This window comes from Thermovibrio ruber, from assembly GCF_055380895.1.
In genome coordinates this window covers 759,554-772,428 of sequence record NZ_AP042397.1, presented here as the reverse complement: position 1 = coordinate 772,428, position 12,875 = coordinate 759,554, and the positions used below count along the sequence as shown (strand labels likewise).

Here is a 12,875-nt window from a genome sequence, read left to right as displayed (position 1 = left end):
TTGAGAATAAGCCAAAAAATTTTAATACTTGAGTTTTGTATAATCCAAAGGTCTTTAAAATAACTCTAAAAACCCGAGGCGGGGTAAATTGCTTGTAAAACTGTTTGAAGCGATAGGAAGTGCAGTCCTCTCCTTTTTAGAGTTCTGGGGAAGGTGGTTCTTACTCTCTATCAAAGCACTCTCCTTTGCTTTTAAAAAACCTTTAAGGTTTGGAAGATACCTCTACTACTTTGCCGACATTGGAGCAGCCTCAACACCCGTTGTGGGAATTACTTCCCTCTTTACCGGTGGAGTTATAGCCCTTGAAACCTACAACGCTTTCCACAGGTTTAACGCCGAGTATATGATAGGTGCCGTTGTTGCCATTTCAATGGCGCGGGAGTTGGCACCTGTCCTGTCTGCCCTCCTGGTAACTGCCCGCTCCGGCTCTGCTATGGCTGCAGAGATAGGAACGATGCGTGTTACAGAGCAGATAGACGCCCTTGAGATGATGGCCGTAAACCCTGTTAAGTTCTTGATAACTCCGAGAATTTATACGTCAATAGTTTCTCTTGTTCTACTTACAATAATTGCCGACATCATCGGATACGTAGGGGGGTATTTAGTAAGCGTTTATCTCTTTGGAGTTAACAAAGTCCTCTTTATCCGCTACACACAGAACCTTGCAGAGATGGACGACGTTTACCACGGCCTTATAAAAGCCGCGGTTTTCGGGTTTCTCCTCTCTACAATCAGCTGTCTCTACGGTTACTATACCAGAGGGGGAGCAAAAGGAGTAGGAGAGTCTACTACGAAAGCCGTTGTTTCTTCCTCTATGGCGATTCTGATTTTTGACTACCTGATTACATACATCTTGAGGCTCTTTAACCTATGAGAGAGAAAGCTATTGTTGTTGAGAACTTGAAGAAGAGTTTTGGGAGTAAGGTCGTTCACAATGGGGTCTCTTTTACGGTTTATGACGGTGAGATTTTCGTCATTATGGGGCCTTCCGGAACGGGAAAGAGCGTTCTCTTAAAACAGATTGCAAGGCTCATTGAACCCGATGAGGGAAAGATCTTCGTTTACGGAATGGATGTTTTGAACTTAAAGTATGAAGAGATTGAAAAGTTCAGAGAAACTCTCACTTACGTTTTTCAGAGCGGAGCTCTCTTTGACTCCTACCCGGTCTGGTATAACGTGGCCTTCTACCTGATAGAGAAGAAGGGAGTAAAGGAGAAAGAGGCGCGAGAGAAGGCGAAATACTACCTCTCTCTTCTTGGACTTTCTGGGACTGAAGATTTATACCCTTCGGAGCTCTCCGGCGGAATGAGGAAAAGGGTTGCCGTGGCGAGAGCTCTCTGCATGAACCCTAAGTGTATCCTCTTTGACGAGCCTACAAGCGGTTTAGACCCGGTTATGACCGCAATCTTGGATAGGCTTATAATTAGACTCAGGAATGAATTTAACAAAACCTGCGTTGTTGTAAGCCACGACGTTAACAGTGCCTTCAGAATAGCAGACAGAATTGCTATTTTGTTTAACGGAAAAATAGTTGAAATAGGAACTCCCGACGAGATTAGAAAAAGCACTAACCCTGTAGTTAAACAGTTCATCAACGGAGAACCGGAAGGACCAATAACAGAAGTTCTGGAGCAGGAAGATGGGTAAGCTCTCCCTTGAAGCGAAAGTCGGAGCCTTTGTTGTAACAGGTCTTGTAGGTCTTGGGATTATAGCAACTACGCTGGAGCCTTTAAAGTTCCAGAGGGGAAAAGTTTCTCAGGAGTATACGGTTTACTTTAGCAACGCTTCCGGCCTTGAGAAGGACGCTCCGGTTAGAGTAGCTGGCGTAACTGTGGGAAAGGTTCTGAGTGTAGGAGTTGTAGACGGTAAGGCAAAGGTTGAGCTTATTTTTACAAAACCTGTAAAGCTCTACAGTAACGCCGTTGCAAAGATAGAGACAATGGGACTTATGGGGGAGAAGTACGTTGAGATAAACCCGGGTCATCCTCCTGCTACTGTTCTCCCTCCCGGTTCAACGATAGAGAACACTCAAGTCCCAGCCTCTATGGATGAGGTGATGTCCTCACTTAACTATCTTCTTACAAAGTTCAATCAGGCACTTATAACGCCGGATGGTAGGAACAGACTTGCAGTGATTATGGATAAAGTAACTCAGTTGACAGACAGCGTTAGCAGGGCTGTCAACGACCTTGACTCTGTAGTTGCAGAGAACAGAAAGACCGTTAAACAGGTTCTTGAGAACGCTCTTGCCCTTTCTGAAATGTTGAGGGAAGACCTTCCTCAAATACTTGATAACGTAAATACCCTTACGGTTCAGCTTTCTGAGTTAACCCTTGAGAACAGACAGGACGTAAGGCAGATAGTTGTTAACCTGAAAGAGGCCAGCGAGAGAGCTCCACAAATAGCCCAAAACCTTAATCAGTTGACTGAGCGGCTTCAGAGTCTTTTAAACGAAAACGACACTAAAAACATAAAAGAGACGATAGCAAACATAAAGGAGACTACCCAAGAGCTCAGGGAGCTCCTTGCCAAGGTTAATGAAGGTAAAGGAACTATAGGAAAGCTCTTCAACGACGAGAAGCTCTACCAGAACCTCTCTAAAACAACAGAGACCCTCGGAAAACTCGCAGAGAAAGTTGAGAAAACGGAGACTTACATAGGGTTTAGGGGAGACGTTAACACGAGGACGGGAGAAGGTAGAGGAGTCTTTACCTTCCAAATTGTTCCTTCAAAAGACCACTACTACTTGTTAGAAGTTGTCGGAGACTCTCAGGGTAAGGTTGATAGGAAAAAATACTATGTAAACAACGGCTCGTCTTCCCACTGGGAGGAGGAGATAGAGACAAACTACAGAACTGAGTTCACTCTTCAGTATGCAAGGGTCTTTGAGGATAATTGGCTCCATCCCGGTTCAAAGTTTGTTCTTAGAGGTGGTTTAAAGGAGAGCACGGGAGGTTTTGGGTTGGACTACGTCTACAGTCCGAAGCTCGTCTTCACTTCAGACATTTGGGATACAGGAAGGAAAGACTCAGACGGAGACGACATTCCTCCGCACCTAAGGGTTGGCGCCAGATACTTCTTTAAGAAGAACTGGTTTGTTTACGGCGGTGGAGATGAGCTTCTCTACCACAAGTGGCGTGGAGCCTACTTAGGGTTTGGAGTCCTCTTTGGAGATGAGGACATTAAATACCTCTTAGGTTCAATGCCCGGGGGTATAAAGTGATTGCAGTTGTTGACTACGGAATGGGAAACTTAAGAAGCGTCAGCAAGGCAATAGAGCACGTTGGGGTACAGGTTAAAGTGACGAGAGATCCAAAAGACCTGAGGGACGCCCAAGGAATTGTCCTTCCGGGAGTTGGAGCTTTTAGAGATGCAGTTAGGAACTTAAAGGAGTTTGGCCTTTGGGACGCGATAGTTAACGAAGTAGAGAAAGGAAAACCTTTTTTGGGAATATGTTTGGGGCTTCAGCTCCTATTTGAAAAGAGTTACGAGTTTGGGGAGGCAGAAGGTTTCGGGTTTATAAAGGGAGAGGTCGTCAGGTTTGACCTTCCGAGGGAATACAAAATTCCCCACATGGGTTGGAATCAGGTTTACAAGAAGAAGGAGTCGGAGCTCCTTAAAGAAATAAAAGAGGGAGAGTTTTTCTACTTTGTCCACTCCTACTACGTAAAACCGAAAGACGAGGGTGTCGTTTTAACAGAAACCGACTATGGAATCTACTTTACCTCATCAGTTGAGAAAGAAAACATCTTCGCAACCCAGTTCCACCCTGAGAAGAGTCAGAAGGCAGGTCAGAAACTTCTCTCAAATTTCGTTAATATGGTTAAGAGAAGTTAGCCATTTAGGATAAATTTTGCTTTTCTCCCTTATGAAGGGGGACAGACTTTGACAGCTTAGAGGGTGAGGATTCGGTTTACGTTGTGGGGGAGCTCCCAAGAAAGGGGTATATTATTTAAGGCTCTAAGAGCCTTTTAGATTTAAGGGTTTTTCGGAAAGGCCTTAAACTTTCTCATCTATTTACGATAATAGAACTTAGACCACCTGGTGGAGGCGGAATGTCTCTTTTTGGAGCTCTCACTGCAGCAAGCCAAGCTCTCCTTTCCCAGAAGATAGGAATAACGACAACTAATAGGAACATGAACAACGTTTATACGGAAGGTTACTCAAGGGAGACACCGGTATTTGCTGACCTTCCCGGTTTGGGCGTTCAGGTAGAAACTGTTAAACGGGTTTTTGGCAGGGCTTACTTTAAGAGGCTCCTCTCTGAGAACGGAGACAACTCTCAGCTTTCGGCATACAAGAGTATTCTTTCCCAAGTTGAGAGCCTCTTTAACGACCCGATGGGCAGCGGCCTTTCTGAGGTAATTAACCAGTTCTTCAACTCACTACACGACATAGCCGTAAAGCCTGATGATATTGCGGCAAGAGCCAATTTTCTCTCTGTTGCCCAGATGTTTGTAGGCAGGGTGAGGGATACCTATTCTTCTCTTGAGGAGGTTGAAACAACCTCTATTTCCCACTTAAAAGATGTTATCTCCGAGGTTAACAGGTTAACCAAAAAGTTGGCTGAAATTAACAAGAACATGCTTATCTTCAAAGACTCTCCTGAGCGTTTTAACCAATATTTAGACGAGAGGGATAGAACTTTAAAAGAGTTGAGCTCTTTGGTTGACGTAAAGGTTGTTTACCTACCAGATGAAAGAGTAAGGGTATTTACGGCCAAAGGTTTTCCTCTGGTTTTAGAGGAGAGGAACTTTAACCTGTCTGTTGAACAGGACTCAAACGGAGTTAAGGTTTTAGCAGATGGCATTGATATTACGGGAGAGTTTAAAAAGGGGAAGGTTGCAGGCATAGTTTCCGGAATTAACGCAATAGAAAAGTATAAACAGAAACTGAACCTTCTGGTTTCAACATTTGCAGAGAAAGTAAATCAGCAGCACGAGGCTGGCTACAACCTCTACGGGGAGACAGGGGTTAGCCTTTTTACTTCCGATAACGGTCAGCCGATAGATGCTTCCAACGTTGCCCTGGCTTTTCAAGATCCGAAAAAGGTTGCTGCTGCTTCCGATCCCAATTATCTAAACTCAGACAATACAAACGTTAAAGAGCTCATAAAACTGGGGCAGGAGGTGTTCTCTGAGCTTTCAGATTTGAGCTTTTCAGAGTATTACGGAACTGAAATAACCTCTTCTATCGGAAGTGAGGTTGAGTCTGTTGACGACCGTTTAAAGGCTTCCAAGTTTAGGCTTGAGTCTATTGAGGAGAAGGTTAAGGAGCTCTCCGGCGTAAACATTGATGAGGAGCTTGTAAATCTTACCAAGTATCAGAGGGCTTATCAGGCAGCTGCAAGGGTTGTTACCGTTACAGACGAGCTTCTCCAAACAGTTCTTGGTATGGTGAGGTAGCTATGAGGGTAACAGACGGAATGATTTTTGACATACTTCTTAAATACGATAGGCTCAGGAGCTCCCAGCTAAAGAGGAGCACAGAGGAGCTCTCTTCCGGTAAGGCGATACTGAAACCGTCAGACAATCCCGTTGATTTTGCAAGGAGTTTAAGGTTTCAGCGGTTTATTGAAGGGGTTAAGAGATTCAACAGGAACATAGACCTTACAGATAACGTTCTTAAAACGGCAGAAACCTCTATGACCTCTGCCATAAACATTCTTCAAGAGGCGAGGGTAAAGATAATTCAGGTTTTAAACACCGGAGTTCTCAACGGTGAAGATGCCAAAGTCCTTGCCGACTACTTCAAGAGTGTGGCTTCCTACGTTGTAAATATGGGAAATACAAAGGTGGGAGATTCCTACATTTTTGGAGGGGTTAAGAGCCAGAGCTCTCCCTTCAGCAGCAACGGAACTTACAACGGAGAGGCCGTTGAGACAACCGTTCCAGTTGCAAACGGCGTAGAGATAAACACAACCTTTAACGGGGCTGACTATTTCGGAGTTAACAAAGTTTCAAACAGGATTACCGTTGTAGAAGTCCTTAACAGAATTGCCGACATTTTGGACTCTGGAGACTTAAACAGGCTTCACACAGATACTGTTCAGGTTGACTTAGGAGATGGGGTTCAGAACCTAAAACTGTTAGACGCTTTTGACAAAGGGCTTTCTCAGATAGAGGCTTACAGATCAATTTTGGGAACTCAGGAGAGGGTTGTTGAGGATATAAAGAGCCAGAACGACGCCATAGCCGTTCACTTTAAAGAGTTAAAGTCAAAAATAGAGGATGCCGATTACGCTGGGGCTATAGCAGAATACGAGAAGGCTAAGACGGCGTATCAAGCCCTTCTGGCGGCAATAAGTCAAACTCAGAGCCTTTCCCTTTTGAACTTCTTCGTAAAGTAATTTAAATATGGCCTTATTTAGCTGTTATGTAGACGTTGAAAGATTTTTGGGAGAGCCTGTTAAGGAGCTTGTCCACTTTCTCATCTGTCTGAGGAGAAAGGATAGGCTGCCGGTTATTACGCATATAGCTAAGTTCTTCCAGCACGTTGACCACGTCAGCCAGTTCTACCAATTTAAAAAGGAGCGGAAAGAGGAGTTTTTAAGCTTTATTCCTCTATCCCTTGCTGAAAAAAATATCCTTTGGAACCTGATAGAGAACTTTTTCCTTAAACACGCGGAGAACTCATCCGGAAAGCCGATTCCTCAGGACGACGTTGTCTCTCTGAGGAAGGGGAGACTCTTTGAGGAGCTCGTTTACAACTTGGGGCCGATAGGTAGGGATAAGGTGGAGCTCCTCTCTATGCACTGTCAAGCGATGGTAAACAGAGAGAGGTTGAGGATATTCTGCGGGGAGAGGGAGCTCTCCAACAAAAACGTTGACGTTGCCTTTTGGGGGAGGCACTACGTTGAGGCTTACGAGTGTAAGGGAAACGTTGAGTTCTTTATGAAGCTGGCCTTTCAGGGAGGGGAGAAGGCGAGAAAGGTTAAGGAGAAAATACTCTACCTGAACCAGTTGGCCTATGAGCTAAGGAAACATTTTGAGACGAAGGTTTACCTTGCCAGTTTTGCTCCCGATATAGACCTTAACTGGTGCAATGAGACGGCTCTGAGGTTGGTGAGGGAGTGCGGAGCTCCCAAGTTGGACTTTGAAATCATTACAGTTAACGAGTTTTTAGAGAAGGTAGAGAAGTAAACTTTAAGGGTCTATTAGTTTCTCAACCTGAAAGAGGACTTCCTCAAGGCTTTTATCGGTTGTGTCAATTATTACGGCTCCTTTAGGGACTGTGAGGGGGGCAAAGGGTCTACTCTCGTCCTTTCTGTCCCTCTCTATTACTTCTTTTAGTATCTCTTCGTATGAGACGTTATAACCTTTCTTTCGGAGCTCCTCCCACCTCCTCCTTGCCCTCTCCTCCGGGGTTGCAGTCAGGTAGATTTTAAGCTCTGCCTTCGGGAATATGTAAGTTCCTGCATCCCTTCCGTCTGTTACAACCTTTTTCCCTTCTGCCAGTTGTCTAAGCTTCTCTACAACAATTTCCCTCACCTCGGGATACTGGGCAACTTGAGAGGCCAAAACTCCCCCTTCAGGAGTTCTTATCCTCTCCGTAACGTCCTCACCGTTGAGTAGAACTCTTCCGTCTGGTAGGAGCTCCACCTCTAAAGACCTGGCAACCTCTACAACGGTTTTCCTGTTTTTCAGGTCAACTCCCTTTACCTTACAGCCGTAGCCGATTGCCCTGTAGAGAGCTCCAGAGTCTAAGTGTAAGTAACCAAATCTCCTTGCTATCTCCTTTGCAACTGTGCTCTTTCCCGCCCCTGCAGGGCCGTCAATCGTTATTACTTTTGGATTAATCATTTTCTCCCTCTATCCTCTCAAGGACTTTTCTGTAGAGATTTTCTAAATTACTGCTGATTCTGACCGGGTATTCTACGCTCTCGTAGATGTTTTTAATTTCGTTTGGGAGCTTTGAGAACCTACTTAGGAAGTATTCCCTTGACTCCTTTAGTGAAGGGAGCTCCTTAAGGAGCTCCCCGTTTTCCATTACCTTCTCAAGGAGCGGCTCTCCGGAGAGCTCCTCTCCGAAAACTCCTACAGTGTCGTATCCTTCGTTTCTGAATACCTGTTTCCTTCCCGGATACATCCTCTTCCCTGTGCTCGTCTTCATAACGGGCTTTCCGTTGATCTCAACTAACTTATAGACAAAGTCTATGTAAGGTGAGTCTGCAGACGTTCCGACCTTTGTTCCGACTCCGAAGGCGTCAACGGGAGCTCCGGCCTTTAGAATCTCGTCTATCCTATACTCGTCAAGTCCTCCGCTTACGATTATCTTCGTATCTGTAAATCCAGCTTCATCTAAGATTTTTCTCGCTATTTTTGAGAGCTCTAAGACGTTTCCGCTGTCAAGCCTCACTGCTTTTAGTGGAACTTCCGTTTCCTTTGCAACTCTTACTGCTTTTTTGACTCCCTCTACCGTGTCGTATGTATCAACCAACAAAACTCCGTGGTTTGGAAACGCCTTAAGATAGGCTCTGAAAGCCTCTTCTTCGCTTTCAAAGGCCATAATGAACGAGTGGGCAACGGTTCCGACCACCGGAATTCCGTAGAGCTTCCCTGCCAAAACGTTAGAGGTTGAGTCAAAACCTGCTAAGTAGGTATTCCTTGCAACCTTTAAACCGGCGTCAAACCCGTGGGTTCTCCTCAGTGAAAAGTCTGCAAGTTTTTTTCCTCTTGAGACTGAAAAGACTCTCGCGGCCTTTGAGGCTATTAGGGAAGAAATGTGAACCTGGTTCATTATTGCCGTCTCAAAGAGCTGTGCTTCGTATATCGGTGCTTCAACCCTTAAAACGGGCTCGTTGTGGAAGAATACCTCTCCCTCCCTCATTGCGTAGAGGTTCCCGGTAAATCGGAACTCTTTTAGAAAGTCTAAGAAGTCGTCTGGGAAGAGGTTCAGAGAGTGAAGGTAGTCAATGTCTTCACTTGAGAACTTAAAGTCTTGGAGAAGCTCCACAACCTCTTTTAGCCCTGAGAAGACCAGGTAGTTCCTGTTCTTAGGGAGCTTCCTCACAAAGAGCTCAAATGAGGCCGTTTCTCTCTTTCCGGCCTTCAAGTAGGCGTTCATCATCGTAAGCTCGTAGAGGTCTGTGAAGAGAGGGGAAGTTCTCATTACCTGCTCCTCTTAACTCCGATTTTGGGACAGTAGGGCTCAATGGGGCACTGTGAACACTTTGGGGAAGTTGGATGACAAATGTGCTGACCTAAAGAGACCAGGAGGTCGTTTATCTCTATCCAGAACTCTTTTGGGAGTTTTTCTCTGAGGGCGAACTCGGTCTCTTCAGGGGTTTTTGTCTTTACGTAGCCTAACCTGTTCATTATCCTGTGGACGTGGGTATCAACGCAGATTCCCGGCTTTCTGTATCCGAGGGTTACAACGAGGTTTGCCGTTTTCCTTCCAACTCCCGGAAGTTTGAGGAGCTCTTCTAAATCATCAGGAACTTTTCCACCGTAATTTTCAAGGAGGATTTTTGCAATCTCTTTGAGGTTCTTTGCCTTTCTCCTGTAAAAACCTACAGGGTAGATGAGGGAGGCTATCTCGTCTTCCTCAAGTTTTAAGAGTTTTTCAGGAGTGTCTGCGACCTGAAAAAGCCTCTCTGCCGCTTTTGCAGTTACTTCGTCCTTTGTTCTCAAAGAAAGGACTGTTGCAACTAATATCTTAAACGGGTCACTCCCTGTTTGGGACATCAGCGTAACTATCGGAACGTTCCACTTTTCCTTCTCTTTTCTCAGTATTTCAATGATTTTCTTAATCCTCTCTTCTTCCTTCAACGGCTTCCTCCAGGCAGGAGTTTAGTTTAAGGAGTTCCTCTATTAGACGTGGAAACTCTTTCAGCGGAACCATGTTGGGGCCGTCGGAGAGAGCTCTCTCAGGGTTCGGGTGGGTTTCAAAGAAGAGTCCGTCAACTCCAACGGCAACTGCAGCCCTTGAGAGGTATGGAACAAACTCCCTGTCTCCTCCGCTTGCCTTTCCAAGTCCCCCGGGTTTTTGGACAGAGTGGGTTGCGTCAAAGATAACCTTATCTGAAAACCGCTTCATTATGGGAAGAGACCTAAAGTCAACTATGAGGTTGTTGTATCCAAAGGTTGTTCCCCTCTCTGTAAGCCAAACCTCCTTAGCCCCGCTCTCTCTCAGCTTTTCAACTACGTTCTCCATGTCCCATGGAGCCATGAACTGTCCTTTCTTGACGTTTACCGTCTTTCCCGTTTTTGCCGCAGCTACTAATAGGTCTGTCTGCCTGCACAGGAATGCCGGTATTTGAACAATATCAACGATTTTCCCTACAGGTTTGGCTTGGTGGCTCTCGTGGATATCTGTCGTTACGGGAAGGTTGAACTTTTCCTTTACCTCTGAGAGGATTTTCAGGCCTTCCTCAAGTCCCGGCCCTCTGTAGGAGTGGATGGAGCTCCTGTTTGCCTTGTCAAATGAGGCCTTGAAGATGAACCTGTGATCCGGGAAGCGGTCTTGGAGCTCCCTTACAACCTGTGCAACCTGAAATACCGTTTCCCTATCCTCAATAACACACGGCCCAGCTATTACTACCATGGCTAAATTTTTCCTCCCAAGAAGAAAATAAAAAGATTTAAAAGATAAAGATATCTAGCTAATTTCTAAACCTGTAGCCTTCTTAAGTCGTTTAACCTCCTCAGGAGTTAACTCCCTGTAAGTTCCCTTTGGTAAATCCCCAAGTTTTATGGGGCCAACTGCTACTCTCTTGAGCTTTAAAACTCCGTGGTCAAACCTGTCAAAGAACCGCCTAACTACTCTGTTCTTTCCCTGGTCTATGGTTATCTGAACGTAAGTGTTCCTTCCGGTTTTACTTGGATGGAGAAGTTTGACGTCTAAAGGCTTTATGAAAAACTTTTTACCCTTATCGTCAACCAGGAGAGCTCCCTTCTTCATCCTCTCAACCTCAGCAGGGCTAACCCTTCCCTTAACCTTTGCTATGTAGGTTTTCGGAACGTGGTATCTGGGGTGGGCAAGCCTGTCGGCAAGCTCTCCGTCGTTCGTCATTATGAGTAGGCCTTCCGTGTTGTAGTCAAGTCTACCGACGGGAAAGAGGCGAACCGGGTATTTCCTGAAGTAGTCTGCAACTATCGGCCGCCTGTCGCCGGGAGCTCTCTCCATTGCAGTTAAAACCCCCTGTGGTTTGTTAAAGGCAATGTATACAAACTTTTTTGGTAACCTTACCCTTTCTCCGTCAACCTTAACTACATCCTTCTTTGGGTCAACCTCAACGGCAGGGTTCGTTACTACCTCTCCATTTACTTCAACCCTTCCCTGCTTTATTATCTCCTCAACCTTTCTCCTTGCTCCAAAGCCTGCGTAGGCTAAAAACTTATTTAAACGCATCTTTTACCTCCCGGTTTGTTTAAAATTAAAACAAGAACCCCTTTTGAGGTGGTTATGGAAACTGAAAAGAAGCTGCTATCAAAAATAGACTATTCCGTTTTAAAGGCCACAACAACAGAAGAAGACGTATTTAGGGCAGCTGAGATGACTAAAGAGTTTGGATTTGCAACCCTCTGCGTCTTTCCAAAGCACGTTAGGGTTGCAAGGGTTGTCCTTCCTAAAGAGAGGGTCTGCTCGGTAGTTGCCTTTCCACTCTCTACCGTCCCTTCTCAGCTAAAGGTTGCTGAAGGCCTGTTTGCAGCCGAGGAAGGAGCTGGGGAGCTTGACGTAGTCGCCGACATAAGCGCCGTGAAGGAGGGGAACTGGAAGGGGGTTGAAGAGGAGCTCCTTGAAATCAGAAACAACCTCTCGGATGTTGTTTTGAAGCTGATAATGGAGTGCTGCTACTTAACTGAAGAGGAGAAGAGGACGCTCTGCAGGTTAGCAATTGAGACCGGCTGGGACTACGTTAAGACCTCAACAGGTTACGGGGCTTACGGGGCTACCGTAGGGGACGTTGAGTTACTAAAGCGGTGTTCCGGCGGAAAGATTGGGGTAAAAGCGGCAGGCGGAATTAAGAACCTTGACCTTGCAAAACAGTTTGTAGAGGCTGGAGCAGACAGAATTGGAACGAGCTCGGCAGTTGAAATTGCAAAAGAGCTGCTGCACGGTTGGTAAGTTTGAGGCCTTCCACAGGGGGCACAGGAAACTGATAGAGGTAGCCAAAGGCCTCTGCCCTTCCGTTAAGGTCATCTCTATCAGGGGTAAAGGGGAGACCCTCTTTACAGATGAGGAAAGGGAGGAGATAGCCAGGGGTTTGAAAATTGAGCTTCTGAACCTTTCTTTTTCAGAGGTTAAAGAATTAACTCCTGAAGAGTTCTTTAACCTACTTAAAGACTTGGGGTGTAGCGTTTTGGTAGTTGGGGAAGACTGGAGGTTCGGGAAAGATCGCTCCGGAGACGTTGAGACAGCCCGGGAGTTGGGAAAGAAGCTTGGAATAGAAGTTGTGACTGTCCTTGTTGAAAGGTTTAACGGAGAGAAGATAGGGGCTACTAAAGTAAGGGAACTCCTCTCTATAGGAAAAGTAGAGGAAGCCAACAAGCTCTTGAGTTTTAACTACTTTGCTTTTGGAGAGGTTGTTAAAGGCTCATCTAAAGGAAGAGAAATCGGGTTTCCAACTGTTAACGTTAAACCTTTTAAGGAGCTCCCTCTTCCTTTTGGAGTTTATGCAGTTAACTTAGTGGTTGACGGAAGAGTTTACAGAGGGATTGCCAACTACGGGAGAGCTCCTACACTGAAAGAATCTGAACCCCTGATTGAGATTTTTGTGCCGGGGGAGGAGCTGCCGGAGCTCTACGGAAAGACCGTTAAGGTAGAATTTCTCAAGTTCTTTAGGCCTGAGAAGAGGTTTAGTTCAGTTGAAGAGTTGGTAAATCAGATTAAATTAGACTTAAAAAATCTAAAAGAGTTTTGGAGGTAAGGAG

Annotated in this window: 14 protein-coding genes; 9 read left to right on the top strand and 5 right to left on the bottom strand. The window is 45.5% G+C overall.

What is annotated here, in order from left to right; genetic code table 11:
- Nucleotides 1-88 precede the first annotated feature (88 nt).
- The 7 genes from ACZ424_RS03955 to ACZ424_RS03925 all read left to right on the top strand — a co-directional run bounded on the left by ACZ424_RS03955 (nt 89) and on the right by ACZ424_RS03925 (nt 7,142).
- On the top strand, nt 89-874 hold the full coding sequence (locus ACZ424_RS03955; RefSeq protein ID WP_464903714.1) for an MlaE family ABC transporter permease: 786 nt from the start codon (nt 89-91) through the stop codon (nt 872-874).
- A complete protein-coding gene (locus ACZ424_RS03950) occupies nt 871-1,647 on the top strand; it encodes an ABC transporter ATP-binding protein (protein ID WP_464903713.1) in 777 nt (258 codons plus the stop codon). The genes ACZ424_RS03955 and ACZ424_RS03950 overlap by 4 nt, the downstream gene beginning before the upstream one ends.
- On the top strand, nt 1,640-3,223 hold the full coding sequence (locus ACZ424_RS03945) for an MlaD family protein (RefSeq protein ID WP_464903712.1): 1,584 nt from the start codon (nt 1,640-1,642) through the stop codon (nt 3,221-3,223). Before ACZ424_RS03950 ends, ACZ424_RS03945 begins: the two co-directional genes overlap by 8 nt.
- Nucleotides 3,220-3,837: an imidazole glycerol phosphate synthase subunit HisH gene (hisH, locus tag ACZ424_RS03940; RefSeq protein WP_464903711.1), complete on the top strand. Its 618-nt coding sequence runs from the start codon at nt 3,220-3,222 to the stop codon at nt 3,835-3,837. Before ACZ424_RS03945 ends, hisH begins: the two co-directional genes overlap by 4 nt.
- Nucleotides 3,838-4,055: 218 nt before the next feature.
- Entirely contained in the window at nt 4,056-5,405 is a 1,350-nt protein-coding gene (gene flgK, locus ACZ424_RS03935) for a flagellar hook-associated protein FlgK (protein ID WP_464903710.1), read from the top strand.
- A 2-nt stretch (nt 5,406-5,407) separates the two neighbouring features.
- Nucleotides 5,408-6,349 carry a flagellar hook-associated protein FlgL gene (flgL, locus tag ACZ424_RS03930; RefSeq protein WP_464903709.1) on the top strand — a complete coding sequence of 314 codons (942 nt, stop codon included), beginning with the start codon at nt 5,408-5,410 and terminating at the stop codon, nt 6,347-6,349.
- A 7-nt stretch (nt 6,350-6,356) separates the two neighbouring features.
- Complete coding sequence (locus ACZ424_RS03925) at nt 6,357-7,142, top strand: hypothetical protein (RefSeq protein ID WP_464903708.1); 786 nt, start codon at nt 6,357-6,359, stop codon at nt 7,140-7,142.
- A gap of 3 nt (nt 7,143-7,145) precedes the next feature.
- Here ACZ424_RS03925 and cmk read toward each other — a convergent pair whose 3' ends face one another.
- Genes cmk through ACZ424_RS03900 form a run of 5 tightly spaced genes read right to left on the bottom strand, consistent with a single transcriptional unit; the run spans nt 7,146 to nt 11,352 of the window.
- Nucleotides 7,146-7,802, bottom strand: coding sequence for a (d)CMP kinase (gene cmk / locus ACZ424_RS03920; protein ID WP_464903707.1), 657 nt, complete (start codon nt 7,800-7,802; stop codon nt 7,146-7,148).
- Nucleotides 7,795-9,111 carry a nicotinate phosphoribosyltransferase gene (locus ACZ424_RS03915; RefSeq protein WP_464903706.1) on the bottom strand — a complete coding sequence of 439 codons (1,317 nt, stop codon included), beginning with the start codon at nt 9,109-9,111 and terminating at the stop codon, nt 7,795-7,797. The genes cmk and ACZ424_RS03915 overlap by 8 nt, the downstream gene beginning before the upstream one ends.
- Entirely contained in the window at nt 9,111-9,770 is a 660-nt protein-coding gene (locus ACZ424_RS03910) for an endonuclease III domain-containing protein (protein ID WP_464903705.1), read from the bottom strand. Before ACZ424_RS03910 ends, ACZ424_RS03915 begins: the two co-directional genes overlap by 1 nt.
- A complete protein-coding gene (kdsA, locus tag ACZ424_RS03905) occupies nt 9,748-10,545 on the bottom strand; it encodes a 3-deoxy-8-phosphooctulonate synthase (protein WP_464903704.1) in 798 nt (265 codons plus the stop codon). Before kdsA ends, ACZ424_RS03910 begins: the two co-directional genes overlap by 23 nt.
- Before the next feature lie 54 nt (nt 10,546-10,599).
- Entirely contained in the window at nt 10,600-11,352 is a 753-nt protein-coding gene (locus tag ACZ424_RS03900) for a pseudouridine synthase (protein WP_464903703.1), read from the bottom strand.
- Nucleotides 11,353-11,406: 54 nt separating this feature from the next.
- Between ACZ424_RS03900 and deoC the strand changes: the two genes are divergently transcribed.
- Nucleotides 11,407-12,069: a deoxyribose-phosphate aldolase gene (deoC, locus tag ACZ424_RS03895; RefSeq protein ID WP_464903702.1), complete on the top strand. Its 663-nt coding sequence runs from the start codon at nt 11,407-11,409 to the stop codon at nt 12,067-12,069.
- Entirely contained in the window at nt 12,041-12,871 is an 831-nt protein-coding gene (locus ACZ424_RS03890) for a riboflavin kinase (RefSeq protein WP_464903701.1), read from the top strand. Before deoC ends, ACZ424_RS03890 begins: the two co-directional genes overlap by 29 nt.
- Nucleotides 12,872-12,875 lie beyond the last annotated feature (4 nt).